Genomic DNA, 24,883 nt, shown 5'->3' with positions numbered 1-24,883 from the left:
CATGCAAACCACCCTCAGCGAGCAATCGCGAAAATTGCCTCGGGCTGGCGAAGCGGAAAAGATCCTGCGCACCTGCGTGCATTGCGGCTTCTGCAACGCGACGTGCCCGACCTATCAATTGCTCGGCGATGAACTCGATGGCCCGCGCGGGCGCATTTATCTGATCAAGCAAGTGCTGGAAGGCGCACCGGCCACCGAGCAGACGCAACTGCATCTGGATCGTTGCCTGTCGTGCCGCAACTGCGAAACCACCTGCCCGTCCGGCGTCGATTATCACAACCTGCTCGACATCGGCCGCGCGGTAGTCGACAGCGCGGTGCCGCGCCCGGCCGCCCAGCGCTTGCTGCGCGAAGGCTTGCGCGCGCTGGCGCCGAATCCGGGGCTGTTCAGAGGCTTGCTGCGCATGGGCGCGACCTTTCGACCGCTGCTGCCGCGCCTGCTGGAAAGCAAATTGCCGCAGCGCTTGGGTGTCATGGGGTTGCGCCCTGCTCCTCGGCATGCGCGCCGGGTGTTGTTGCTCGAAGGTTGCGTGCAACCGGGCCTGTCGCCGAACACCAATGACGCGACCGCGCGGGTGCTCGATCGCCTGGGCATCAGCGTTACTCCGGTAAGCGAGGCCGGGTGTTGCGGCGCGCTCGACTATCACCTCGACGCGCAGGCCAAAGGTCTCGACCGCGCTCGGCAGAACATCGACGCCTGGTGGCCGCATCTGCAGAACGGTGCCGAAGCCATCGTGCAAACAGCCAGCGGTTGTGGCGCATTCATCAAGGATTACGGGCATTTGCTCGCGGGCGATCCGATCTACGCGTCGAAAGCCCGGCGGATAAGCGAAATGACTCGGGATCTGGTGCAAATCATCGCGCAGGAACCGCTGGAACAGGTCTGCGCCGCCAGCGAAAGACGCATCGCCGTGCATTGCCCGTGCACTTTGCAGCACGCGCTGAAACTCGGCGGCGCCGTGGAAGCAGTGCTGACCCGACTCGGCTTCAACCTAACGCCGGTACCGGATGGCCATTTGTGCTGCGGCTCGGCGGGCACCTACTCGCTGACGCAACCGGTGCTGGCGCGGCAACTGCGCGACCAACGCCTCAACGCACTGGAAAGCGGCCGGCCTGAATTGATCGTCACCTCGAATGTGGGCTGTCAAAGCCATCTGGCCAGCGCCGGGCGCACGCCGATCAAGCATTGGATCGAGCTGGTGGATCAGTCGTTGGCAGAATGAAGTTCGTAGGATTCTTCGTTTGCCCACGTGGACGAAGGCTGCGATCTTTTCCAGCATCCATTCCGTGACCGTGGCAGGAATTTTTTTCATGACCGTGCAGCCGTTCGTCAGCCCCGACCTGATCCGCCAACGCTTCTCCCGAGCGATGTCCGACATGTACCGCGAAGAGGTGCCGCTGTACGGCGCGCTGATGGAACTGGTGGAGAAAACCAACCGCGAAGTGCTGGCACGTCAGCCTGACATTGCCGGACAGCTCAAGCGCACCGGCGAAATCGAACGGCTGGACATGGAGCGCCACGGCGCCATCCGCGTCGGGACCGCGAGCGAACTGGCCACCCTCGCCCGCTTGTTCGCGGTGATGGGCATGCAACCGGTGGGTTATTACGACCTGACCCCGGCGGGTGTGCCGGTGCATTCGACAGCGTTCCGCGCGGTGCATGAAGAGGCGCTACAGGTCAGCCCGTTTCGTGTGTTCACCTCGTTGCTGCGTCTGGAGCTGATTGAAGATCCTGAACTGCGTTCGTTTGCCGAGTCGGTGTTGGCCCGTCGTGCGATCTTCACCGACGCCGCGTTGCGCCTGATTGAACAGGCGGAAACGGCGGGCGGCTTGAATGAAACTGAAGCCGCAGAATTCGTCCGACAGGCACTGGAGACTTTTCGCTGGCACCACAGCGCTACCGTCAGCGCTGCGCAATACCAGAAACTCAGCGCTCAGCACCGCTTGGTCGCCGACGTCGTCGCATTCAAAGGCCCGCACATCAACCACCTGACGCCACGTACGCTGGACATCGACACCGTGCAGCAACAGATGCCTGCCCATGGCATCACACCAAAAGCGGTAATCGAAGGCCCACCGCGCCGCAACTGCCCGATCCTGCTGCGCCAGACCAGTTTCAAGGCGCTGGACGAGCCGATCGCATTCACCGATCAACCCGAAACCCGTGGCAGCCACAGCGCGCGTTTCGGCGAAATCGAACAACGCGGCGCAGCTCTGACACCCAAGGGTCGCGCGCTGTATGACCGCTTGTTGAATGCCGCTCGCGATGAACTGGGCGGCTTCCCCAACGAAGCCAATGCCGCACGCTACAACGCGCTGATGACTCAGCACTTTGCCGAATTTCCTGACAGCATTGAGGGCATGCGCGAACAGGGGCTGGCGTACTTTCGTTATTTCGCTACGGAAAAGGGTTTGGCCGCTGAAGGACTTGGTGAGTCGTCCCTGGAGGACTTGCTGCGCGATGGCTACGTGAAAGCGGAGCCGCTGGTGTACGAAGATTTCCTGCCGGTGAGCGCAGCGGGGATTTTTCAGTCGAACCTGGGGGATGCCGCACAGGCGCATTACGCCGAACACTCCAATCGACAGGCTTTCGAACAGGCGCTGGGGCGTTCGACCATTGATGAGTTGGGGTTGTACGCCGAGACGCAACGGCGGTCGATTGAGGAGTGTTTGACCCGACTCGCGCGTTAAAACATCAAAAGATCGCAGCCTACGGCAGCTCCTACAGGGGAAATGCATTCCAAATGTAGGAGCTGCCGCAGGCTGCGATCTTTTGATCTGAAGCTATGAGGCAATCTTTGCCTCTGGACGACTTGCAAAAATGGATGGAGTCCAGCGTCTGGGGGAACAAAACTAAGAATCGCAGCATGCAGGACGAATGGAACGAACTGGCAAAGGTCGTGCAAAAACCTACTTGTGAAATGATTCGTGATGCCAAGCAGACCTATCTGAAGCTTATAATTCCAGGCGTTAGCACGCAGGAAATGGATACTCGAAAATTGCAATTGAAAGCGTACCAGCAATATCGCGATGTTCCAAAGAAAGGGGGTTACGCGCCCGGCCCTTGTCCCTTGAGATGGCGGGAGTGCACGACAACCTGGATTAGTCGATTAGTCGTAGCCAGTAAAGGCAGCGAAGCGTTGACAATTCATTTGCCGATCAGTGACTCATTGCAGACCACAGATTTTTCCTTGGCATTGACCATCGCTTATCAATTGGAAGCTGAACGTGACGTAATGCACGAAACCTGCTTTGTGCTGCGTGACCTACATATTGTTAGCTCACCTTATAGGCGCGATCCAACGCGCGGTGTCTTTAAGCTTGATTCTGCTGACTCGTTGCCGATTGGCATAAGTAAATCCCAATTCATATTTTTTAAAAAAGAAGATTTGGGGACCATCGATGCTTAAAAGCCTTTTCAAGCGCGGCGCTAAATTCACTACTTCTGAAGCCGCAGCGGACATCCGTAGCGAGAGGCCAAGGGCTGGAGAAGTCCGCGTCCGTGGAATGAATGAAACTTTGTTTCTATCGCCATTACCGGTCTATACAGGACAAACTCAATCCTCTCGCCGGAATTTTTCAGGGATGAACGAAGTATTCCTGGAACTCGGTGGAAGTAATTGGGGAATGGTTGAACACGGAAAAATACTTGCCGCTGGAATTTGGATGGCATTGACGACAGCATTCATTGCTCCGGTGCTTATCTGTGCTTGGCTCGTACTTTTCAGCCCTCACGGAATAGATCGAAGGTTCGTCGACCTAATTGGTGACTCGTTACTGGTTTTTGCTAGTGGCTCTCTACTGTTTATTCTCCCTCTTGGTGCGTACTTATACGGAATGCTCTCCGGCGTCTTTAAAGCAGCAAAAACCTACCCCGTCCGCTTCAACCGCCAACGCCGCGAAGTCTGCTACGTCGACAGCAAAACCCGCCGCGTCCTCATCGTACCTTGGGAAAGCGTCGTCGCCTGGGTCTCCAACACTCAGGGCGTCACCAGTTATGGCGCTACTCGCCAGTACACGTTCGGCATGGGTCTGGAGGATGAGGAGCAGGACAAAGTGCAATTCCTACTGCTACCACAACCCAGCGATGCACATGCTTTAGGGATGTGGACGTCAATTCGTAATTACATGGAAGACGGTCAGTTGGTAGATGCTCCAAACCCGATGCTCAAGGCACTGGGTTTGACTCCATCCGGTGATCGGCTCAAACCGTACGAAGGCCTACACACTTTTGAAATCGAACGCGAAGACGCACGCGCGATGGGGTCGCTGGACGAGGGTGGCGACGAACTGACGCCCGAGCAGCGCGAGCATTACGGTTACTCGAAAAAATCCTACTGGCCATTGCGCCGCTGGTACATGTGGCGCGTGCTGAGCTTCTGGAAGATGCCTTACATGCTAGCCGAATGGGCGCATCGCAAAGGGCGGCCTACCCTTCCGGAGCAAGTGCAAACGTGGTCTGAGGCGTTGCCACCAGAACAATGGGCCAAGCCCAGCGCTGCATTGGTGAAAGCCAATCAAATGGTCAAGACTGCCATGGACAAAAAAGGCGCCACGTTCGTCGAAGCGTGCAAAGCGGCGGGGTTACATGGATGAAATGGGAGCAACCACGTTCGTCTATTTATTTGAATTCTTAACATCTGTTAAAACGTAAAGCCGATTTGTTTCGGTTTATGCGACGCCATAAGTCGGAAATTTCGAGTCTGAACCCCCCATGAATACCCGTCAGATAACGCTTGCCAATCGATGGACCGCAACCTTTCAAAACATCGGCGAGTTTCGCATGGGCGTCGAGGGCTGGAGCTTGCTTCTACAGGGTCCGGATAACCAGACGATCAAATACTTCGCAGACCAGATTGTTCTAGCGAACGATGAGGACGGCCACCAAGCCAACACCTGCATCCTGCTGTCGGTCGATGGTGTTTACGGCTATTTGCGTACGGCCATAGACGGCGACTGGGTGATCGATTTTGCGCGAGGGATGATTGCCCCTCATCGAGTAACGATTCGCCACCATCACGACGCTTACGACGAGACCCTTGCGCTGTACGAGCAGCCCGCTTTCAAACGTGCGCGCCAGTACATCAGTGTTGTCGGAAAACACATCTATCTGACCTTTCCGCTAACCAGAGATGAGGACTTTCCCAATTTGTGGGAGGAATACTTGGCAATCCGCAAGCGCCAACTGGATGAGCTTTACTTCGCAACCTGATGAACGCATGGCTACATCCGGTACGCATCCCAACCGTTTTACGTCCTCACATTTCTCCAGTGTCCGACCCTGCCAAATTAAGCTTCACCTAAGCTTCCCCCGCTAGCATCCCGGCTCATCAACCTGTCGTCTTGAGCCGTGGATGAGTCCCTCCGACATGAAAGCCTTCGATTTACCCTCCCAGCCGCAATCCAACTTCAGCCTCGTCCTGGTAAATTACAAAACCCCGGACATTACCCGCATGTGTCTGGAGCTGTTGCGCGAGCATGTTCAGGCGCAGGGCATTCCAGTGTGGGTGGTGGACAACGATTCGGCAGATGCCAGCCTTGATTACCTGCGTTCGCTGGACTGGATCAATCTGATCGAGCGGCCGTCGCCGGGTAAGGAAATGGGGCATATTGCCCATGGCAAGGCGTTGGATCTGGCCTTGGCGCAAGTTGAGACCGATTACTTGTTTCTGCTGCACACCGACACCTTTGTCTACGACATGGAAGTGTTCGCGATGATGATGCGCGAATGCACGAAAAATGCGGACATGGCGGCGGTGGGTTGTGTTGAGCAACTTGATCGTGGGTGGCTGCGAGATACCTGGCGGTTAACTTCGCGATTCTGCAAACATCATGTTCGTCGGCTCAAAGTTCATTTCGGGCTGCATTCGAAACCGCCACGCCCGTATAAGGAAACGCATCTGAAAAGTTTCTGCACGCTGTGGAATGCGCGGCTGATGAAGTCGCTGGGTTTGCACTTCTGCATGGATGAGGAGGTACCTGGTTACACCCTGCAGGATCGAATGGTCGGGTTGGGCTATGGCGTCAGGTTTCTCTCGCCGCGGAAAATCTTCCGCTATCTGGATCACATCCAGGCCGGCACCGTAGCGGCGGCAGGCACGTACGGCAAGGATCACCGCCGTACGAAAATGTATCAGCAGACTCTGAAGCGCTTGCAAGGGCAGCAGGCCAAAGCCGGGATGCCAGCTGCGACATGATCGAAAACAATAAAAAAGAGCGACTTCAAAGTCGCCCTTTTTTGTATTTTGATTTTGCATACATCTGTCACGGTGGTGGAGTTCGCCCAGTGTTACGGCCTGGCAATCCTTGCACCGGTAAAGAGCCCTGACACTGGGCGAACGCGGAGGATTTTAATTCAATCCAATGCATATGTCGTCAGGTAGAAAGATGAAATTTTTGAACTGAAAAGTTAAAAACTGTGTTTATCGATTTTCCCCGAGAATTGTCCGACAAAAAACATTTATATGATTGTTCTCATACCTAAAGTTGTACAAGAACAATCAACTTGTAGAGCGATTACTCAACTATCGTGCTGACTAGTCACTTTCAGGATATCGGTGTAAGTGACAATAACGCTCTGCCCTACTTTCAAATCTTTCAATTTGGCTTGAATCTCCGGCTTCTTCACATCGAGCGTCTTCGATTGTCCGGACGGGTTTTCGAGGGTTACCTGATTGGTCTTCAAATCAATTTTGGTGATTTTCAGTTGCACCTGAACCTGCCGATAGGCCTCACCGCCCGGGTTGTCGCTGCCCGGCGCCTTGCGCAGTTCGCCGGTGCGTTCGGTGGTGCCTGGCAGACCTTTATCCACATCGGTGTCGAGATAAGCGGCGACAGACCGCTGTACCTCAATCTTTACCAAATCGCCCACCTTGAGATTGGCGAGGTTTTTCGCTTTGTCGCTGAGCTGAACGTGGACCTGACGACCCTCGGGGCCTTCCAGCACGACCTGGTGATTGGCCGGATCGACGGCGAGCACTTTGGTGGTAACGGAATCGGCCTCAACGGCGGCGGATAACGGAATATCGGCAGCCAAAGCGCCGAAACTGGCGGCAGAAAGCAGCGTAGCGAGAGTGATGGCCTTGGCCAGAGCGTCGAGCTTCATATGCATTACTTTCCCTGTGATGAAATGGCGACGCCCGCCGCCGAAGCAACTACAGCAGCGGGCGTGCCAGTGAGCATAGACGCTGTTCAGGGCTTGACTTGGGTTTGTGGGCCGCGGGTATGTGGCTTGGCGGTTTCCTGGGCGGTGGATTCGCCGCTTGCGGTGCCTTTGCCGCTGTCCTGCCGCTGCTTGGGATCGGTCGGGCGCAGGGCGTCGTTGTCGCGCTCGGTTTCGCCGGCCGGGCGCGGTTCGTCGGGGTTGTCGTTCTGATTGACGGTTGTATTCACGGCGGTAGTCCTCAGGCTTCGGGATCGTCAAGTTCGCGGGCGACGTTGACCTCAGGCGTTTGCTTGTGCAAATCGTCGGCCTTGGCGCGTAGCAACTGCCATTGCTCAAGATCGATCGCGCCTTGGCCGAGCAGGTCGTCGGCGATGCGCTGCAGATCGAAATAGTGAGCGTCGGGCGATTGCTGCCAAAGGGTCTGATCGTCGAACAGGCGTTGCCAGGTGTTGAGGTCTGGGAGTTGCACGTCGTCGCTCATGGGTGAGTCCGAAAATGGCGGGTTTCTGGGTAGAGCGTATTGGCGAAGGGAGAGTTCCGAGCGGTTTGATTAGTGGCGACCTTGCTGACGCCATCGCTGGCAAGCCAGCTCCCACAGGGATCGGGTAAACCTGCTATTCATCGTTTTTTTTGAGATAGCCATCGCGAGCAGGCTCACTCCTACAAGATCAAGATCAAGATCAAGATCAAAAGATCGCAGCCTTCGGCAGCTCCTACACGATGAGCATTCGCCCTTGGGTCGAGTTTCAGCTCGCCTGCTTTTGATCTAGATCCACCGGCGACGTCGGAAGGCTGAGCGGAGGGATTGAGCCGGGCGTGGGAGCGCAGCGACCGTCTGGCGCAGCCAGACACAGCGGAAGGAGGTGCAGCGAAGCAAACCGGAGCCGCTGCGCCCGGATCAGTCCCGGAGCGAAGGAACCCGAGCCTGCGAGGGCCGAACGCAGGAGCTAGCGTTTTTTGCTTACTTTTTTTGGCGCTTGTAAAAAAGTAAGTCGCCGTAAGGGCGAAACCCTAAGCCGCCGTTACCGCAGCAACGGATATGTACCCGGCCAACCAGAACAAATCATCGCCTGACAAAAAGCCTTCGCGAGCAGGCTCGCTCCCACAGGGAAGAAAGCGGTGCCGCAGTTAATACCCGGTCATTTCCAGATAGCCCTGGCCAGGATGGCTGCCATCAATCTTCACCGGACCTTCCCAGTAAGGAATACGCAAATCCATCCACGCATTGCGATTGAGCGCATCAACGCTGATATCGAGTTTCTTGTCGGGAATGCGGATCGACCATTTCACCGGCATCGGTCGATCAGCCACCTTGGCCGTATCCTGAGGAACGAGGCTGATCTGCTCGCTGTGCAATGTCTGAATCTTCCCGTCAGCGGCGATCCAGGTGCCGGTCAGATAAGGCGCGCCGTCCTTCTGCCGCATGCGGTAAAGCATCACATGTTCGCCGCTGTCCAGATGCAGCGAGAACCAGTCCCAGCCCGTCTGATTGGCGGTGAGTGGCTGACTGCTCCACTCGCGATCGAGCCACGCCGGGCCGCTGACGGTATAGGTCTGACCGTCGATCTGCAGCGTACCGCTGGCCTGGAAGAACGGCTGACTGTAGTAATACGAAGCCTGGCCTTCTTCGGATTTCTGGCTGAAACCCTGGTCGCCCTGCAGCACCAGCGGGCGGCTGGAGGTGAGGCGCAGTTGATAAGCGAAATTCTTGTCACGAGCACTGAGTTGCATATCGCGCAACGGATCCTGCGCCTGACTGGCAAACATCCAGTCATCGATCCACGCTTCGAACGGCGCCAGGCGCACGCCGGCCTGGCCTACTCCGCCCCGGGCGTAGCGCTCGGCGGCGTGGTGCACCGAGGGCGAAGTGACCGCCGCGTGGCCCAGCCAGATCGTCTGATTGCCCCAGCCGGCCTGCTCGGCGAGCGGTTTCAGGGCGCTGCGGAACAGCGTCCATTGCACACCGAAATCATTGTCCTGCTGATCCTTGAGGTTGGCGGTGACGTACCACCACTCGATGCGAAAACCATCATGCGCGCCATGATCGGCCGGGAAGCTGAATACCCGACCGGGCACCACCGGGGTGAAGGATTGCGCCTGATCGCCCATGCCGGCAAAACCCTTCTCCTCGGGTGCAGGCTGATCGCAGCCACCGAGCAGCAGCGCAATCATCAGCACGACCCATTTAGTCCTCATGGGCAAACGTCCTCAGCAGATCCGCTGGTTGCGTGCGGTACAACGAATACAGGGGCCATGCCGAGGCCAACAGAGTCGCCAGCAAGGCCAAGCCCATCAGTTGCAACAACTGCAACGGAAACACCCGCAACGGCAAGCGCCAGCCGAATGCCTGCACATTGATCACCGCATCCAGGCACCATGCCAAAGCAATGCCCAGCGGCAGCGCCAACAGCAACGTCAATACGGCGAGCAGCCAGGTCTGGCCGAGGTTGAGCAGCATCAATTGTTTGCGCGTCACGCCCAGCGCCCACAGCGGTGCGAGTTGACTGAGGCGGCTCTGGCTCTGGGTCAGCAGGCTGATGAACAGCGCCACGCCAGCCACGGCCAAGGTCAGGCTGTTCAACGCCGCCGTCGCGGCAAAGGTGCGTTCGAACACTTGCACCGACCAGCCCTTGAGCCGCGCCTGATCGACGATGCGGCTGTCGTCCAGCTCAAAGCGCGCCTGCAACGCGTTGAGCAGCGCCGGAATCTGTGGCGGATCGATGCGCAGATTGAATCGGTTCGGCGTCAGTTGCGGCCAGCCGCGCAACAGGTGCTCACTGCTGATCAGCACATGCCCTTTCGGATTGCCGTAGTCGGCGTAGATGCCGACGATGCGCGGCGACCACGTGCCGTTTGGCGTGGGAATGTTCAGATGCTCGCCCGGCTTCACTTTCAGGCGACGCGCCAGTTGTTCGCTGAGCATCACCGCATCATCCGTGGCCAGTTTGGCCCACGGATCGCTGCCACTGCTGTCGAGCAACGGCCAGTGCTGGCGATAGTACGAGTGATCGATGATGCCGTAGACGTCGGCCGGCCAGCCTTGCAGCGTCACCGAGACTTGCCAGTTGGGCAGCACAGCGGTCACGTTGGGCTGCTGCTTGAGCCAACTGTGCATCTCGCGGGCCTGCGCCGGATTGGCCGGGTTGATGTACAGCTCGGCGCTCAAGCGTTGTTCGAGCCAGTCGTTGAAGGTCTGGCGAAAACCGGCGGTCATGCTGCCGGCGCCGATATTGGCGGCGAGCGCCAACAACAGCGCCATCAGCGCCAGACTCAGGGCCGGCAGTTGCTGGCGGCAATCAGCGAGAAACCATTGGCCAAGCACCGAACGACTGCGCCCGAGCAACGGGTTCAACAACGCGCTGAGCAGCACCGGCAAGGCCAGCGCGGCACCGAGCAACAACCCGGCCATGAGCACGAAGCCGCTGCTCAGGCTGTCGCCCCAGATCAGCGCCGCCAGCGCAATCGCAAGCAGTGCCGTCGCCAGCCAACCCTGTCGGCGCAACCACCGCGAATACTGTTGATGCCACGCCTGCGGATCAGCCACCGCCAGCAACGGCAGGCGCGCCGCCCGCAGCAGACTGTTGGCCCCGGCCAGCAAGGCGCCAAGCAGGCTCAGACCGATGCCGCTGAACCACCACCAGGGGCTCAGGCGCAACTGCCCCGCCACTTCCGCGCCATACAGACCGCGCAGACTCGCGGCGACGTCCGGCAGCAGCACGCTGGCCAGCCAATAGCCGCTGATCACACCGAACAATCCACCGATCAGCGCCAGCACACCCAGTTCAACCACCAGACACGCGATCAGCATTCGTGCACTGACGCCACAGGCACGCAACGTGCGCAGCAAACCTCGGCGCTGTTCCAGAGCAAGACCGATGGCAGCGTGGACGATGAACAGGCCGACCAGAAACGAGAGAAATCCCAAAGCATCGAGATTGAGATGAAAGCTCTCGGTCAGCCGCGCGAGATTGTTTTCTTCGCCGCTGCTTTTGAGCTGCAAGCGATCGGTGAAACTCGCTGGTAATTCTTGATGAAAGTCCTTGGGCAGCAGCAGTCGCGACAGTTGCTCAGGTTGTTCGAGCAGGCGTTGCGCTACGCCGATGTCGACCAGCAACAACCCCGGTGCCATGTCCTTCTGCGCGAGCAGCGGCGGCAGGGTCTGGCCGTTTACGGTTTGCGCTGTATCACCTTCGCGCAAGCCGAGAATTTGCAGGGTGTCCGGAGAAATCCAGGTGCTGCCCGGCGGGCTGAAAAATTCGACGATGCGCTCGATCGGCATCGCCTGCCCGGCTACCGCGGAATCCGACGGCAGCGACACCGGCTCGATGCCCATCACCTGAATCCGCTGGTCTTCGTGGCCCTTGAGCGTCAGCCGGCCCTGCAACACCGGTGACACCGGCCAGCCCTGACGGCGCAGCTCGATAAACCAGCGCTGGGGAAACAGTGCCCCATTCGGCGTGCTCAGGCTGGCCTGTGGTTCGCCGCCGATCATCTGGCTGGCCCGCGCGTAGCTGTCGCGCGCCTGACTGTTCAGCGCCTCGACGCCAGTGAGCAGACTAGTGGCCAGCCACAGCCCGGTCAGCATACTGAAAAACTGCACGGGATGGCGCCGCCAGTGGCTGAGCAGCGCGCGCAGGGTTTGCCGCCAGATCATCAGGCAACCCGCCCGTTCGACAACACCACACGCTGGGCCAAACGCGCCGCAACGCGCTGACTGTGAGTGACCATCAACAAAGTCGTCGGCGTGTCATCGAGCAATTCGAGCAACAGCCGCAGCACTTCATCGCTGGTCGCTTCATCGAGGCTGCCGGTGGGTTCATCGGCCAACAGCAGTTTCGGCTGCGAGGCCAATGCTCGGCCCAATGCGACCCGCTGCTGCTGGCCGCCAGAGAGTTGCTCGGGATACCGCGAGAGCAGATCGCCCAGACCCAGGCGCTGCACCAGATGCGCTTGCCAGCGCGGCTCATGGCGCCCGGCGAGGCGCGCCTGAAAGGCCAGATTGTCTTCCACGCGCAGGCTGCCGATCAGGTTGAACTGCTGAAACACCAGACCGATTTCCGTACGCCGCCAGTTGGCCAGTTGCGCTTCGCTCATGGCTTCCAGGCGATGTTCGCCGCTGCGGATGCTGCCGCTGTCGACCTTGTCCAGCCCCGCCACCAGGTGCAGCAGCGTGCTTTTGCCACTGCCCGATTCGCCCATCAGCGCCAGGCTGCCACCGGCCTCCAGCGTCAGGTCAACGCCTTGCAGCACCGGCAACAATCCCTGTGGCGTGGCATAGCTTTTGAAAACGTCGCGAACCTCAAGCATGGGCAAACCCGATCAGTGAACCTGGGCCTAGGATAGCGGCCCTGAATGGTTTTTGTCCGCTGATGATCATCGCCAACGCCGGGACGCGCCCTACGCTGCTGGCTGTTCGGCCATAACGATAAAAAACCGGAGACACCCATGCCCCGTTTCATCCTGAGCCCGCGCGGCCTGCTGACCTGCCTGATCACCGCTTGCCTGAGCCAACCGTTGCTCGCTGCTGACGGTGCGGTGGCGCCGAGCATGCAAACCACCGCAAGCAACGCAGCCGTCCTGCAAACCCTGCCGTTCAGCGACCGCACCGATTTCGAATCCGTCAGCAAAGGCCTGATCGCACCGTTCAAGGGTCAGATCAAGGACGCTGCCGGCAAAGTCATCTGGAACGTCAATGCCTATGATTTCCTCGCCAAAGACAAGGCGCCAGAATCGGTCAATCCAAGCCTGTGGCGACTGGCACAGCTCAATGCCCACGCCGGTCTGTTCGAGGTCAGCCCCAAGCTCTATCAGGTACGCGGTCTCGACCTGGCCAACATGACCATCATCGAAGGTGACGACGGGCTGATCATTATCGATCCGCTGACCATGGCCGAAACCGCCAGGACTGCGCTGGATCTGTACTACGCCCATCGCCCGCGCAAACCGGTCGTCGCGGTGATCTACAGCCACACCCATGTCGATCATTTCGGCGGCGTGCGCGGGGTGATCGACGAGGCCGATGTCAAGTCCGGCAAGGTCAAGGTCTACGCGCCGGTCGGCTTCATGGAACACGTGATGAGCGAGAACGTCATGGCCGGCAACGCCATGAGCCGCCGCGCGCAGTACCAATTCGGCAGCCTGTTGCCGCGCAGTGAAAAAGGTCAGGTCGACGCTGGCCTCGGCAAGAGTGCGCCCAGCGGTGGCACGGTCACGCTGATCGCGCCTACCGACCTGATCGCCGAGCCGTTGGAAACTCGCACCATTGCTGGCCTGCAAGTCGAATTCCAGCTGACCCCGGGCACCGAAGCGCCAGCGGAAATGAACCTCTATCTGCCCGAATTGAAAGCCTTGTGCATGGCCGAAAACGCCACACAGATGATGCACAACATCCTCACCCCGCGCGGTGCGCAGGTGCGTGATGCCAAGGCCTGGTCGCAATATCTCGATGACAGCCTGGCCCGCTACGGCGACAAGGCGGACGTGCTGTTCGCCCAACACAACTGGCCGACCTGGGGCGGCGAGCGCATTCGTACTCTGCTCGCCGATCAGCGCGACATGTACGCCTTCATCAACGACCGCACCTTGCATTTGCTCAACCAGGGCCTGACGCCGCTGGAAATTGCCGAAGCAATCAAGAAACTGCCCGGCTCGCTCGATCAGAAGTGGTACACCCGCGGCTATTACGGCTCGCTGAGTTTCAATACGCGCGCGGTGTATCAGCGCTACATGGGTTTCTACGACGGCAACCCGGCCAACCTCAATCCGCTGCCCCCGGTGGATGCGGCGAAACGCTCGGTCGAGGCCATGGGCGGTGCCGCGTCGGTGCTGGAGAAAATGCGCAGCGCGATGGCCAGCGCGGACTACCGCTGGGCCGCGCAGTTGGGCAATCAGTTGCTGTTCGCCGATCCGGACAACGCCGACGCACGCAAGGCGCAGGCCGAGACGCTGGAACAACTGGGTTATCAAAGCGAGAACGCCACCTGGCGCAACATGTACCTGACCGGTGCGATGGAACTGCGCAACGGCGTGCCGCCGCAGTCAGCCAATACCGTGTCGGTGGATATGGTCCGGGCGATGAGTCCGGAAATGTTCTTCGACTACCTCGCGGTACGCCTGGACAGCGACAAAGCCGTGGCCCATGACCTGACGCTGAACTGGACGTTCGACGATGTGCAAAAGGATTTCACCCTGACCTTGCGCAACGGCGTGCTGACTCACCGCGCCGGCTTGAATCCGGCGGCGGATGCGAGGGTCAGCCTGAGCCGCGATACGCTGGAGAAGATCAGCCTGAAGCAATTGGACTTCCCGACAGCGATGCAAAAAGGACTGGTGAAGTTGCAGGGCAATGGTCAGAAATTCGGATTATTGATGGGCAGCCTGGATACGTTCGGGCCGCAGTTCAATATCGTCACGCCGTAAGTCAAAAGCCCCTCACCCTAGCCCTCTCCCGGAGGGAGAGGGGACCGACCGAGTTGCATGTACGAGATACGCCGACGTGGGATAACGAGTTGAATGCAAATTTGAACAACATGCAGATCGGCTCTTTTGATTCAAAAGCCCCTCACCCTAACCCTGGAGGGAGAGGGGACTGACCGTGGTGGATGTGGGATATACGCAGACTTGGGATACTGGGGGTGAATGCAGATATTGAACAACACGCAGATCCGCTCCCTTTCCCCCTCGCCCCCCTTGGGGGGAGAGGGCTGGGGTGAGGGGGGAATCTCGCTGACACAACAAACAACGACCAATCACCTCAATCCAGACATGATCAACAAACCTGCCCCGAACTGAGCCGAAACTGCTTCGGCGTAATCCCGAACTGTTTACGAAACGCGCGGATAAAGTTGCTCGGCTGGCGATACCCCAGCCGCTCGGCGATCCGCTCGATCGGTTGGTCGCCCGCCGTCAGCCAGTGCCGCGCCATTGTCAGATTATCCTGGCGTGCTGGTATGCAGGTTTCAGCGTGCCAGTGACGCAGCATGCTCTGGTGCAGAAACGGGTTGGCGCCCAGCAAGGCCTGATCGAGGCTATATCGCGGCAAGGTCAGGCACAGCTGCTCGCCCCGCTCCACCGCAATGCCCACTTCACGCAGCCAGCCACCGGCCATTTGCGCCGGGCGCAGACTCACACTCACGAAGAGGTCTCCGGGCGCCCTGCCCAATCGACGGGCAATATTGCGCACCAGCGTTATCGCCGCCGCGTCCAGAGCGAAATGATGCAGCTGCCCCTGCGGCGAACGCAGGTGTATATGAGCCAATTCGCCCGCCTCGACCAACTCCACCGCGACGTAGTTGATCACCTGCGGCAAGCAGTCGATGAAGCACTGCAGGCTGGCGCGCAAGGTCGCCGCCGAGTCGAGCAGGATATTCAGCCCTTGCAGGCAATCGGTCGCCATCCCGTCGGCCAGTTCACAGCCAAACGTCGGCGCTACCCCTGACCATTCACACTCACGCCACAACTGTTCAACCGCTTGTGCGGCGATCAATTGATGCTGCCCGGCGAGCACTGACGGGCAGATCCCCACCCGCGCCATCAAGCGTTGCGGGCACAGTCCGGACTGGCGAGCATGCGCGAGAATCGTGCGGGTAAACGCGCTGGAGGCGAACAGAGACTGAGACATGAAGGCGCGCCATCGAAGAACAGGCGTGTACTTATGCCAGCGGACGTGCTATCGATCCAATGCATTAAAAGTATCCGCAAAATGCAGGAGACGCATGATGGATCTTCGCCAGCTTCGCCACTTGGTCGCCCTCGCTGATTACCGCAACTTCGGTCGCGCCGCCGAGGCGATCAATTTGAGCCAACCGGCGTTCAGCCGCAGCATCCAGACGCTTGAGCGCGACCTTGACTGTGAGCTGGTCGAGCGCAGCAGCCGTGAATTTCGCCTGACCGGGCAAGGCCAACTGGTGCTGCAACATGCGCGGCGCCTGCTCGCTGGCAGTCAGGCGCTGCACAACGAATTGACGCAATACAACGGCCTCACCGGCGGCGAACTGCAATTCGGTTGCGGTCCGTATCCGGCACAGGTGCTGGTGCCGGAAGCGCTGGCCGATTTCATTCAGGCGCACCCGGCAATTCGCACGCGGTTTCATCAGGGCGACTGGCAGCAATTGACGTTGTGGTTGCGCGAGCAGCAGATCGAGTTTTTCGTCGCGGACGCGCGGCACTTTGTCAGCGATCCACAGTATCAGGTGCACCTGCTGCGCACGCGGCCGGGACGGTTTTTCTGTCGCGCCGGCCATCCGCTCCTCGCGCAACGAGACCTGCGCTTGCGCGCCCTGCTCGACTACCCGATCGTCGGCACACGCATTCCACCGATGATTCGCAAGGTGCTCGCCGATATCCTCGGGGAATCCGACTTCACCCCGAGCGTCGAGTGCGCGCAATTTGACGCGATCCAGCGTGTGGTGCTGCGCTCAGACGCGGTGGGGCTGGCGACGCTGGAGGCCTTGCGTGAGCAGCTCGACGCAGGCCTGATCGAGTTGCTCGACTTTATCGACGTTCCCCACGACGAGCCGGCTCTGCAACTGGGTTACGGCATCGTCAGCCGCGCCGGCTATACCCTGACGCCGGCCGCGCGGGCGATGATCGAAGCGATCCTCAGCGTCGATCAGCGGTTGCTGGCGGCTAACGGAGCGACGGGAGACGCGCACACAACATGAGCAAAACCCATCCGCAATCCGTCAACGCTTTTTACGCGCCGACCTTGCTGCCGGCCATTGAAGAATTGCTCGCGCGCGGCATCAGCCAAGGCGCAATCGAAGCACAACTGCGCCGCAGCCTGTTCGATCTGCGCACGCCGTTCACGCGCATGCCGCTGCTGATGTCGCGGCGCTTCTGGGCTTTTGCCGTAGAGCAGAGCGCAGACCCGTCGATCGGTCTGGCGGCGGGTGAACGCTTCGTTTCGACGGCCACCAATGGACTGACCTATCTGTTCGATGTCGCCGTGTCGCTGGAACGTGCCTGTGAGTTTTTCGCCGAGTACTTTGCGTTTTTCAACGGACATTTCCATGTGCAAATCCTGCGTCAAGATGACGGCGTAACACTGCGTCTGGTCGAAGCCGGGAGTCTTGATGCTCCGGCGGCGCTGACCGATTACATCCTCGTCAGCCTGTGCAGCCTGGTGCGACGCAAGTTGCTCGCCAGCGGCGTGCCCGGTGATCCGGTGCTGGGTGTGGCACTGGCATCGGCAAGCCGCGAGCAGCATCAATCGGCATTGCGCACCCCGGTGAGCGCAGAGCGGTCATGGGCGGCGATTTATCTGGATCCGCAGCTGTTCGTGATGCCGTTGACACCGGGCAATCCGGCATTGGAAACAACGCTTGTCGATCTGCTGGAACAGACTCGCCGTCACAGCGAGTCGACTCTGCTCGGACAGCTCAGCGATTATCTGATCGAAGATCTGGCGACGGCGGACTGGCCACAATTCTGCGCCGCGCAGCATGTGCTCGAGCGCACGGCGGCAAGGCGTTTGAAGGCGTTGGGCTGGACTTTCAGCGAACTGCTCGATGAGCATCGGCGCTATCGGGCCGAGGACCTGTTGCAGTCCGGGGCGCTGGAGCTGGTCGAAGTGGCGGATCGGTTGGGTTACAGCGATGTGCAGGGATTCAATCGGGCTTTCGCGCGCTGGCTGGGCTGCGCGCCTGGGGAGTATCGGGCGCGGTTCAACAAGGGTTGAGACTGTCGCAGCCTGACCCGACTTGTTCGCGAGCAGGCTCGCTCCCACCCTGGAATGCAATCCCCTGTGGGAGCGAGCCTGCTCGCGAAGAGGCTCGCCCGAGCAACCCGAAACTCACTGCCCCGCAGCCACACTCGCCGGCGCCCGCTCAGGCGTAACGATGCTGCCCAGATCGATATGCTTCCACTCAGGCTTGGCCCCCAACCGTGCATTGAAGCGGTAGTTGAAGGTGAACTCATCCGCCGTCGGCACGCTCAGCGGTTTGCCATATACCGCTTCAATCCCCGCCAGGTCATAACCCATCACCTGCAACAGAGTCGGGAAGATGTTGTAGTGGCTGGAGCGGTCCTTGTTTACCGGCAGATTCGCCGCCCAGTCCGGCGTCTGCAATCCACGGCCCTGGATCACCACCAACGGCACCAGCCCCTCCTCTTCCACCGGGTCGCCACCGCAATGGGTATTCAAGCCCGGGTTGCCGCGCTCGTGCAGATCCTGGCCATGATCGGAGGTGTAGATCAGCAGCGCGTTGTTCAGGTTGGCCTGGGCAAACACCCTGGCGAAGAACTCGCCGACGTTCCACAACAGCGTGTTCTTGTAGGCGTTGCGATACAGCACCCAGTCATCCGGCTGGCCATTGAAACCGGCGCGTTCGCCAGTGTCGGCGACTTCCGTGAATTGCCCGCGTGGCAGTGTTGGCCGGTAAGCCATGAACGCATCGGGGTATTTGTCATGCACCGGAAAATGCGCGCCGACCTTGTTGATCACGATCAGCTCGGCGTGATGGTCGTTGAGCAGTTCGATCAGCTTCGCCGCTGCCGCCATGTCGCGGTCGCGCACGCTGGTCTGGTCGAATTGCACGAAACTGTCGATGTCGTTTTTCTCGGCGGCGGTCATCAGGTTCTGCAGGTTGCCGGCGGTGCGCTGGGCGTCGATGTACACCGTGCCGAGCCCGGCCTTTTTTGCGTACTGCCAGATCGACGGTTGCGTGCTGTTGATGCGTCTGTAGTCGGCGCGGGTGCCGCCATAGCGCAAGGTGACGTTGGTGTCGGCGCTGCAATTGGCAATGGACGCGGCGTAGCCAAAGTTGAAGACATCGACCCCGGCCGGCGCTTGTTTGAGGTTGCTGTGCACGCCGAACGGCGCGTTGATGTCGAGGTAATTGCCGGAAATGCTTTCGTCGATGATCAGCACAATGTCGTGGCCGACGGCAGGCGCGGCACGTGCGAGCGTCACTGGTTCACGCGGGCCTACGGTGTCATGCAGCGCTTCATAGGCAAAAAGGTTCAGGTAGGCCAAAGGCGTGTACATGATCGGCAGGCCCCGGGCGCCCTCTCCCGCGCGTAAAAACAGTAGAGCGCTGAGCATCAACACGCCGGCGATGGGTGCCGCGACCCGCAACGCGTTCGGTATGACCAGCGCATGACGCGGCTTGAGCCCGATGCCAAACAACAGCAGCAAGCTATTGAGCACCGCGCGCAAAATCGCGTCGCGGTATTGATACGCCGCTTCCTGAATGAACCCACCCGAATACACCAGCGAGACAAAATCGCTATACCTCAAGTAATCCGCGGTGACCCGGGTGTAGACATCAAAAAAAACCGCAGCAGCAAACAGCGTTAATGCGAATGCATGTCGAACAAGAGCCTGCCTTATATAGGCAGCCAGATATAGCGCTAAAGTAAGCGCCAAAAACATCGCGCCAAAAACAAGTGCATTGAAACCCCACCCGATAGCATTTAACCGCTCCAGGTAATAGTCGGAATACAACAGCAAAAAGGCAACTAAGAGCAGTTCTTTGGCATATCGGAACATGGCGATACCGGGCGTGCGAAAGGGCGGGATGTCAAAGCTTTGTCGGTCAGAACCTGACACTAGCACTCGGCCTCAAAAGCGCAAGAATTGACTGATAGCCGGATTAAGCGTCAAAAAAACGGTGCCTCAAATCTGACACACCAAATCGCTAAAAGCCTTTAAAACCAATACTTTCGACCGCTTGTCGCTTACTTTAAATCTGAACAAATCTGTAAAAAAACAACAATTTCAATCGCAGCAATGACTTGATAGCCAATCGCCAAAAACGTCTCAAGTGTTATACCTGCGCAACATGTCATTTTGCTGACACGCTTTTCCAACCCTGCGCTATACCCCTTTAACAATCTCATTCCGTAGTTAACTTTTCTGGTTTTATTGAGGTGCGTAGATGGACGTGAGCGTATTTGGCACTGGCTATGTCGGACTTATACAAGCCGCTGCACTTGCCGATGTCGGCCATCGGGTTTTATGCATTGATATTGACCCGAACAAGATCAAACAACTGCAACAAGCGGTGCCGCCAATCAGTGAGCCAGGCCTGTCCGCGACACTTGAAGAAAACATCAAGGCCGGGCGTCTATCGTTCAGTACCCAGGCCAGCGATGCGGTAACCCACGCCGAGCTGATTTTCATCGCCGTCGGCACCCCGGCGGACGAGGATGGCTCCGCCGACCTCAGCCATGTGCTCAACGTCGCCCGGCAGATTGCCGGCCTGATGGAGGCTGATCGCACGTTGATCATCAAATCCACGGTGCCGGTCGGGACCGCCGACCAGGTTCTGGCCACGGCCACCAGCGAATTGCTGTTGCGCGGCAAAACCGAGTTGCAGGTGCGCGTGGTATCCAATCCGGAATTTCTCAAGGAAGGCAGCGCCCTCGCCGACTGCATGCGCCCGGACCGGATCATCATCGGCACCCGCGACGACGCTGCCCGCGAGCAGATGAGCGAGCTGTACGCGCCGTTCTGTCGCAACCACGAAAAACTGATGTTCATGGACAATCGCAGCGCCGAGCTGACCAAGTACGCGGCCAACGCAATGCTCGCCACCCGCATCAGTTTCATGAACGAACTGGCCAACCTCACCGAACTGCTCGGCGCCGACATCGAAGCGGTGCGCAAAGGCATCGGCTCCGACCCGCGCATCGGCTACCACTTCATTTATCCGGGCTGCGGCTTCGGTGGCTCGTGCTTTCCCAAGGATCTGCGTGCCTTGCTGCACACCGCCGAACACAACGGCATGCCGTTGAAACTGCTGCGCAGCGTCACCGACGTCAACGACAGCCAGCGACACATCCTGTTCAGCAAATTGCGCGCGCAGTTTCCCCAGGGCCTGGCCGGCAAATCCATTGCGGTCTGGGGCTTGGCGTTCAAACCGAACACCGACGACATGCGCGAAGCCCCCAGCCGTTATCTGATGGATGCATTGTGGGCCGAAGGCGCCAGCGTGCAGGCCTACGATCCGGAAGCCATGTCCGAGTGCCGGCGCATTTACGGCTACCGCAACGACCTGCACCTGTGCGCCACCCGCGACGACACCCTCGAAGACGCCGACGCGCTGGTGATCTGCACCGAGTGGAAAAACTTCCGCGTGGTCGATTTCGAACTGCTCGCCGAGAAGCTGCGGTCGAAGGTGATCATCGATGGCCGCAACCTGTACAACCCGGAACAGGTTGCCGCCGCCGGCCTGCACTACAGCGGTATCGGTCTGCGCCACATCGCCCCTGAGGGGCTGCGGCCATGAAGATTCTGGTGACCGGTGCCGCCGGTTTCATTGGTGCCCATTGCGTCCTGCGCTTGCTGCGCGACGGGCATTCGGTGGTCGGCCTGGACAATTTCAATCACTACTACGACCCGCAGCTCAAGCACGATCGCGTGCAGTGGGTGCGCGAGCAGGTCGGCGATTTTCCGCTGGCCACGGTGGATCTGGCCCACGCTTCGGCGATCGACGCATTGTTTGCCCGCGAGCAGCCGCAAGTGGTGATTCATCTGGCCGCGCAGGCCGGGGTGCGTTATTCACTGGACAATCCACGGGCGTATCTGGACAGCAACCTCAACGGTTTCCTGAACATTCTCGAGAGCTGCCGGCATCACCCGGTCGAGCATTTGATCTACGCCTCGTCGAGTTCGGTTTACGGCGCCAATCAGCACACGCCTTACTCAGTCAAGGATGGCGTCAACCATCCGCTGTCGCTGTACGCCGCAACCAAGAAAGCCAACGAGCTGATGGCGCACAGCTACAGCCATCTGTTCGGCATTCCCTGCACCGGCCTGCGTTTTTTCACCGTGTACGGACCTTGGGGCCGGCCGGACATGTCGCCGATCCAGTTCGCCCGGGCGATCAGCGAAGGCGAGCCGCTGAAGCTGTTCAATTACGGCGAGCACCAGCGCGACTTCACCTACATCGACGACATCATCGAAAGCATCGCGCGCCTGATCGATCAGCCACCGCAAGCCAATCCGCAGTGGGATCGCGAACAGCCCGATCCGGCCAGCAGCATGGCGCCGTGGCGCCTGTTCAACATCGGCGGGCAGCAACCCGTCGCGCTGAAAACCTACCTCGCGCTGATGGAAAAACACCTCGATCGCAAAGCCATTGTCGAGCTGCTGCCGCTGCAACCGGGCGACGTGCTCAACACCTGCGCCGAAGCCAGCGATCTGGCCGAGGCCACCGGATTCCAGCCCCGGATAGAACTGGATGAAGGACTGGGCCGCTTCATCGCCTGGTTCCGCGACTACTACCCCACTGCCCGTGCGCCGCTTGCGGCTGATTGAATGCGGAGGACGCCATGACTGGACATGAAAGAAGTGTGTCGATTGCACAGATGCGCCCTGACAAGCGCGTCGACCCGGAACATCGCATGCGCCTCGACGCAGCGATCCACCGTCAGGGTCGCGGCTGGCTCAGCGGCCGCGATGGCGGCCGCCCATGGCAGCTGTCGCGGACCAACCGGGTGGTCGCCTGCCTCGGTGCGCTGACGATTCTGCTGCTGTTCTCGCCCGTGCTGTTGGGCCTGGCACTGACGATCAAGTTGACCAGCCCGGGGCCGGTGCTGTTCGTGCAGAAACGCACCGGTTATCGCGGGCGCAAGTTCGGCATGTTCAAGTTCCGCACCATGGTCAGCAACGCCGAAGAACTCAAGGAGTCGCTGCGCCACCTGAACAAACACGGGGCCGACGCCATCGACTTCAAGATCGACAAGGACCCGCGCGTCACCGGCATCGGCAGTTTTCTGCGGCGCACCAGCCTCGATGAGCTGCCCAACCTGATCAACGTGGTGACCGGCGACATGCGCCTGGTCGGCCCTCGCCCGACCTCGTTCAACGCTTACCGCTACAAGGACAATCACCTCGCGCGTCTGGCGATCTACCCCGGCATGACCGGTCTGTGGCAGATCTCCGGACGCAGCAACATCGACTTCGACCAGCGCGTTGAGTTGGACCTCAGCTACATCGCCGAGCAGAGCCTTCTGCTTGATCTGAAGATTCTGTTGAAAACCCCCTTCAAAGTATTCAGCGGCCACGGAGCAAGCTAATGGACGGTTCAACCAATAAAAGCCTGAGCATCGCCAGCCCCAGCGAATCGAATCTGACCTCGACCGTGCTGGATCTCGATCTGCGCAGCCTGTTCCTGACCGCCGCCAATCCCGGCGCCGGCACCACCACCAGCGCGCTGGCGCTGGCCAGTCAACTGGCGCAGATGAGCAGCGGCCAGGTACTGCTGGTCGACGCCAGCCAGTCGGCAAACAACCTCACCCAGCAGATGAACCTCGGCAAGGAGCGCGGCCTGCGCGACCTGCTGTTCAACCCGGACAACCCGCCGCTGTTGCAGGACTGCGTGGTGCAGGTCTCGAGCCTGCCCTTTCATGTGCTGCCCAATGGCCGGCCGATCCGCACGCTGGAGCACCTGACCCCCGAGCGCCTGAGCCCGTTGCTCGAGCAGCTGGGCCGCCAGTACCGCTTCGTGGTGATCGATGGCGACGCGGTGTATTCGGCCGCCGACACGCTGGTCATCAGCACTCAGGTCGACGGCGTGGTGTTTGTCGTGCGCGCCGAAGACACCCGCTGGGAAGTTGCCCAGGCCGCTGTGCAACGCCTGACTCAGGCCGGGGCGAAAGTGGTCGGCAGCGTGTTCAACCGGCGCAAGTACTACATGCCCAAATGGCTTTACAAAAACCTGTAAGCGAACGCAAAGGATGACGCCATGAACGCCAGAATGCTTGTCCTGCTGTTGCTGCCGCTTGCGGGCTGCACCAGCACTTCCGAGACCCGCAACATGCCGGTGAATATCCTCACCGCCACGCCGGCCAACGCCCAGGCCACCGACATGCCGCGGGTCGAACAGACTTTGCGCCCGAAAGACGTGCTGGATGTGATCTTTCACATCAGCACCAGCGGTTCGGACGCTTACCGCGTGCAATCAGGTGACCAGATCGGCCTGAATTTCACCGCCGCCAGCCAGCTCAACGGCACGCAACTGGTGCTGCCCGACGGCACCATCGAACTGCCGGGCGCCAACACCTCAGTGAAAATCGCCGGGCTGACCAGCGAAGAAGCCCGTCAGGAAATCCAGCGTGCGTATGAGCGCAAGCAACTGTTCCAGCCCAACCGCAATCAGCTCTCGGTACAGATTCTCAGCCCGCTGAGCAACGAGCAGAACCTCAAAAGCGCGTTGAATCATCCGGCCACCGGCATGAGCCGCGAGATCACCGTCGGCACCGATGGCTACGCGAGTTTTCCGGAAATCGGCGCGGTGCCGCTGCAAGGCATGACCGTCAATCAGCTGGAAACCTTCCTCAACCAGAGATACGCGCAACTGCCGGGGCGAATGACCGTGGATGTGCTGCTCAAGTCCACCGCCGGCAACGAGATCTACGTGCTCGGCGAAGTCGCTCAGCCAGGCTCCTACCCGATCCGCCGGCCAGTGTCTGTGCTCGAGGCGCTGACCCTGGCGCGCGGCACCAACGTCAAGGCGCGGCTGGATTCGGTGGTGATCATGCGGCGCAACGGCAATCAGGTGCAGGCGATGAACTACGACGTCGAGAAGGCACTGTCCGGGGACGCGCCACAAATCGCCTATCTGCAGCCGGATGACATGCTCTACGTGCCAAAAACCAAACTGGCCAGCGCCGGCGAACTCGCCCGCCAACTGGCTGATGTGGTGCTGTTCCAGGGCGTCGGTTTCAGCTTCGGCTACCGCGTCGACAACAAAGGCAGTGACAACTGACTCTC

General features: G+C 59.7%; 22 protein-coding genes. 14 read left to right on the top strand and 8 right to left on the bottom strand.

The features are described from left to right. The first annotated feature begins 1 nt into the window (after position 1). From glcF to PspCFBP13508_RS25375, 6 genes are all read left to right on the top strand, one after another. A complete protein-coding gene (gene glcF, locus PspCFBP13508_RS25400; protein ID WP_137216103.1) occupies positions 2–1,222 on the top strand; it encodes a glycolate oxidase subunit GlcF in 1,221 nt (406 codons plus the stop codon). Positions 1,223–1,310: 88 nt separating this feature from the next. Then, the gene (locus PspCFBP13508_RS25395; protein WP_137216102.1) at positions 1,311–2,690 is read left to right on the top strand and encodes a VOC family protein; all 1,380 of its coding nucleotides are present in this window, start codon (positions 1,311–1,313) and stop codon (positions 2,688–2,690) included. 176 nt (positions 2,691–2,866) lie between these two features. Then, positions 2,867–3,409 (top strand): hypothetical protein, encoded by a 543-nt coding sequence (locus tag PspCFBP13508_RS25390; protein WP_137216101.1) that lies wholly within the window; start codon positions 2,867–2,869, stop codon positions 3,407–3,409. 175 nt (positions 3,410–3,584) lie between these two features. Next, positions 3,585–4,595 carry a DUF6708 domain-containing protein gene (locus PspCFBP13508_RS25385; RefSeq protein WP_241669550.1) on the top strand — a complete coding sequence of 337 codons (1,011 nt, stop codon included), beginning with the start codon at positions 3,585–3,587 and terminating at the stop codon, positions 4,593–4,595. Between the two features lie 118 nt (positions 4,596–4,713). Further along, on the top strand, positions 4,714–5,211 hold the full coding sequence (locus PspCFBP13508_RS25380) for a hypothetical protein (protein WP_130911649.1): 498 nt from the start codon (positions 4,714–4,716) through the stop codon (positions 5,209–5,211). A 157-nt stretch (positions 5,212–5,368) separates the two neighbouring features. Then, entirely contained in the window at positions 5,369–6,196 is an 828-nt protein-coding gene (locus tag PspCFBP13508_RS25375; protein WP_137216138.1) for a glycosyltransferase, read from the top strand. 323 nt (positions 6,197–6,519) lie between these two features. Here PspCFBP13508_RS25375 and PspCFBP13508_RS25370 read toward each other — a convergent pair whose 3' ends face one another. The 6 genes from PspCFBP13508_RS25370 to PspCFBP13508_RS25345 form a co-directional block, all read right to left on the bottom strand. Beyond that, on the bottom strand, positions 6,520–7,104 hold the full coding sequence (locus PspCFBP13508_RS25370; protein WP_130909479.1) for a hypothetical protein: 585 nt from the start codon (positions 7,102–7,104) through the stop codon (positions 6,520–6,522). Between the two features lie 86 nt (positions 7,105–7,190). Further along, the gene (locus PspCFBP13508_RS25365; protein ID WP_042609509.1) at positions 7,191–7,391 is read right to left on the bottom strand and encodes a hypothetical protein; all 201 of its coding nucleotides are present in this window, start codon (positions 7,389–7,391) and stop codon (positions 7,191–7,193) included. Positions 7,392–7,402: 11 nt separating this feature from the next. Next, positions 7,403–7,645 carry a hypothetical protein gene (locus PspCFBP13508_RS25360; RefSeq protein WP_130909480.1) on the bottom strand — a complete coding sequence of 81 codons (243 nt, stop codon included), beginning with the start codon at positions 7,643–7,645 and terminating at the stop codon, positions 7,403–7,405. A gap of 647 nt (positions 7,646–8,292) precedes the next feature. Beyond that, positions 8,293–9,360, bottom strand: coding sequence for a lipocalin-like domain-containing protein (locus tag PspCFBP13508_RS25355; RefSeq protein ID WP_137216100.1), 1,068 nt, complete (start codon positions 9,358–9,360; stop codon positions 8,293–8,295). Then, complete coding sequence (locus PspCFBP13508_RS25350; RefSeq protein ID WP_137216099.1) at positions 9,350–11,821, bottom strand: ABC transporter permease; 2,472 nt, start codon at positions 11,819–11,821, stop codon at positions 9,350–9,352. Before PspCFBP13508_RS25350 ends, PspCFBP13508_RS25355 begins: the two co-directional genes overlap by 11 nt. Next, positions 11,818–12,471, bottom strand: a complete 654-nt coding sequence (locus PspCFBP13508_RS25345) for an ABC transporter ATP-binding protein (RefSeq protein WP_016774109.1) — start codon at positions 12,469–12,471, stop codon at positions 11,818–11,820. Before PspCFBP13508_RS25345 ends, PspCFBP13508_RS25350 begins: the two co-directional genes overlap by 4 nt. Before the next feature lie 138 nt (positions 12,472–12,609). Between PspCFBP13508_RS25345 and PspCFBP13508_RS25340 the strand changes: the two genes are divergently transcribed. After that, a complete protein-coding gene (locus PspCFBP13508_RS25340) occupies positions 12,610–14,583 on the top strand; it encodes an alkyl sulfatase dimerization domain-containing protein (protein ID WP_137216098.1) in 1,974 nt (657 codons plus the stop codon). A gap of 349 nt (positions 14,584–14,932) precedes the next feature. Here PspCFBP13508_RS25340 and PspCFBP13508_RS25335 read toward each other — a convergent pair whose 3' ends face one another. After that, positions 14,933–15,784 (bottom strand): AraC family transcriptional regulator, encoded by an 852-nt coding sequence (locus tag PspCFBP13508_RS25335; RefSeq protein WP_137216097.1) that lies wholly within the window; start codon positions 15,782–15,784, stop codon positions 14,933–14,935. A gap of 97 nt (positions 15,785–15,881) precedes the next feature. On the opposite strand from PspCFBP13508_RS25335, the gene PspCFBP13508_RS25330 reads away from it, so the two are divergent. Beyond that, positions 15,882–16,826: a LysR family transcriptional regulator gene (locus PspCFBP13508_RS25330; protein WP_137216096.1), complete on the top strand. Its 945-nt coding sequence runs from the start codon at positions 15,882–15,884 to the stop codon at positions 16,824–16,826. Further along, positions 16,823–17,842, top strand: a complete 1,020-nt coding sequence (locus tag PspCFBP13508_RS25325) for an AraC family transcriptional regulator (RefSeq protein ID WP_137216095.1) — start codon at positions 16,823–16,825, stop codon at positions 17,840–17,842. Before PspCFBP13508_RS25330 ends, PspCFBP13508_RS25325 begins: the two co-directional genes overlap by 4 nt. 114 nt (positions 17,843–17,956) lie before the next feature. On the opposite strand, the gene PspCFBP13508_RS25320 is transcribed toward PspCFBP13508_RS25325, so the two are convergent. Next, positions 17,957–19,654 carry a sulfatase-like hydrolase/transferase gene (locus PspCFBP13508_RS25320; RefSeq protein WP_137216093.1) on the bottom strand — a complete coding sequence of 566 codons (1,698 nt, stop codon included), beginning with the start codon at positions 19,652–19,654 and terminating at the stop codon, positions 17,957–17,959. A 388-nt stretch (positions 19,655–20,042) separates the two neighbouring features. Here PspCFBP13508_RS25320 and PspCFBP13508_RS25315 point away from each other — a divergent pair, with 388 nt between their 5' ends. From PspCFBP13508_RS25315 to PspCFBP13508_RS25295, 5 genes are read left to right on the top strand one after another with little or no spacing between them, the layout of a single operon-like run. Then, positions 20,043–21,395, top strand: a complete 1,353-nt coding sequence (locus tag PspCFBP13508_RS25315) for a UDP-glucose/GDP-mannose dehydrogenase family protein (protein WP_137216092.1) — start codon at positions 20,043–20,045, stop codon at positions 21,393–21,395. Continuing rightward, the gene (locus tag PspCFBP13508_RS25310) at positions 21,392–22,426 is read left to right on the top strand and encodes an NAD-dependent epimerase (RefSeq protein ID WP_137216090.1); all 1,035 of its coding nucleotides are present in this window, start codon (positions 21,392–21,394) and stop codon (positions 22,424–22,426) included. Before PspCFBP13508_RS25315 ends, PspCFBP13508_RS25310 begins: the two co-directional genes overlap by 4 nt. Positions 22,427–22,440: 14 nt before the next feature. Further along, a complete protein-coding gene (locus PspCFBP13508_RS25305; protein ID WP_137216088.1) occupies positions 22,441–23,187 on the top strand; it encodes a sugar transferase in 747 nt (248 codons plus the stop codon). Continuing rightward, positions 23,187–23,834, top strand: coding sequence for a CpsD/CapB family tyrosine-protein kinase (locus tag PspCFBP13508_RS25300; RefSeq protein ID WP_130909490.1), 648 nt, complete (start codon positions 23,187–23,189; stop codon positions 23,832–23,834). Before PspCFBP13508_RS25305 ends, PspCFBP13508_RS25300 begins: the two co-directional genes overlap by 1 nt. 21 nt (positions 23,835–23,855) lie before the next feature. Then, positions 23,856–24,878 carry a polysaccharide biosynthesis/export family protein gene (locus PspCFBP13508_RS25295; RefSeq protein WP_130909491.1) on the top strand — a complete coding sequence of 341 codons (1,023 nt, stop codon included), beginning with the start codon at positions 23,856–23,858 and terminating at the stop codon, positions 24,876–24,878. Positions 24,879–24,883: the final 5 nt, after the last annotated feature.

The organism is Pseudomonas sp. CFBP13508 (assembly GCF_005233515.1).
Classification (GTDB): domain Bacteria; phylum Pseudomonadota; class Gammaproteobacteria; order Pseudomonadales; family Pseudomonadaceae; genus Aquipseudomonas; species Aquipseudomonas mercuritolerans.
Note: the sequence above shows the minus strand (reverse complement) of the source record. Positions and strands in the feature narration are given on the sequence as shown.

Coding starts and splice junctions, on each gene's coding strand:
- glcF (WP_137216103.1), top strand. CDS start 2: ATGCAAACCACCCTCAGCGAGCAATCGCGAAAATTGCCTCGGGCTGGC.
- PspCFBP13508_RS25395 (WP_137216102.1), top strand. CDS start 1,311: ATGACCGTGCAGCCGTTCGTCAGCCCCGACCTGATCCGCCAACGCTTC.
- PspCFBP13508_RS25390 (WP_137216101.1), top strand. CDS start 2,867: ATGCAGGACGAATGGAACGAACTGGCAAAGGTCGTGCAAAAACCTACT.
- PspCFBP13508_RS25385 (WP_241669550.1), top strand. CDS start 3,585: ATGAACGAAGTATTCCTGGAACTCGGTGGAAGTAATTGGGGAATGGTT.
- PspCFBP13508_RS25380 (WP_130911649.1), top strand. CDS start 4,714: ATGAATACCCGTCAGATAACGCTTGCCAATCGATGGACCGCAACCTTT.
- PspCFBP13508_RS25375 (WP_137216138.1), top strand. CDS start 5,369: ATGAAAGCCTTCGATTTACCCTCCCAGCCGCAATCCAACTTCAGCCTC.
- PspCFBP13508_RS25370 (WP_130909479.1), bottom strand. CDS start 7,104: ATGAAGCTCGACGCTCTGGCCAAGGCCATCACTCTCGCTACGCTGCTT.
- PspCFBP13508_RS25360 (WP_130909480.1), bottom strand. CDS start 7,645: ATGAGCGACGACGTGCAACTCCCAGACCTCAACACCTGGCAACGCCTG.
- PspCFBP13508_RS25355 (WP_137216100.1), bottom strand. CDS start 9,360: ATGAGGACTAAATGGGTCGTGCTGATGATTGCGCTGCTGCTCGGTGGC.
- PspCFBP13508_RS25345 (WP_016774109.1), bottom strand. CDS start 12,471: ATGCTTGAGGTTCGCGACGTTTTCAAAAGCTATGCCACGCCACAGGGA.
- PspCFBP13508_RS25340 (WP_137216098.1), top strand. CDS start 12,610: ATGCCCCGTTTCATCCTGAGCCCGCGCGGCCTGCTGACCTGCCTGATC.
- PspCFBP13508_RS25335 (WP_137216097.1), bottom strand. CDS start 15,784: ATGTCTCAGTCTCTGTTCGCCTCCAGCGCGTTTACCCGCACGATTCTC.
- PspCFBP13508_RS25330 (WP_137216096.1), top strand. CDS start 15,882: ATGGATCTTCGCCAGCTTCGCCACTTGGTCGCCCTCGCTGATTACCGC.
- PspCFBP13508_RS25325 (WP_137216095.1), top strand. CDS start 16,823: ATGAGCAAAACCCATCCGCAATCCGTCAACGCTTTTTACGCGCCGACC.
- PspCFBP13508_RS25320 (WP_137216093.1), bottom strand. CDS start 19,654: ATGTTCCGATATGCCAAAGAACTGCTCTTAGTTGCCTTTTTGCTGTTG.
- PspCFBP13508_RS25315 (WP_137216092.1), top strand. CDS start 20,043: ATGGACGTGAGCGTATTTGGCACTGGCTATGTCGGACTTATACAAGCC.
- PspCFBP13508_RS25310 (WP_137216090.1), top strand. CDS start 21,392: ATGAAGATTCTGGTGACCGGTGCCGCCGGTTTCATTGGTGCCCATTGC.
- PspCFBP13508_RS25305 (WP_137216088.1), top strand. CDS start 22,441: ATGACTGGACATGAAAGAAGTGTGTCGATTGCACAGATGCGCCCTGAC.
- PspCFBP13508_RS25300 (WP_130909490.1), top strand. CDS start 23,187: ATGGACGGTTCAACCAATAAAAGCCTGAGCATCGCCAGCCCCAGCGAA.
- PspCFBP13508_RS25295 (WP_130909491.1), top strand. CDS start 23,856: ATGAACGCCAGAATGCTTGTCCTGCTGTTGCTGCCGCTTGCGGGCTGC.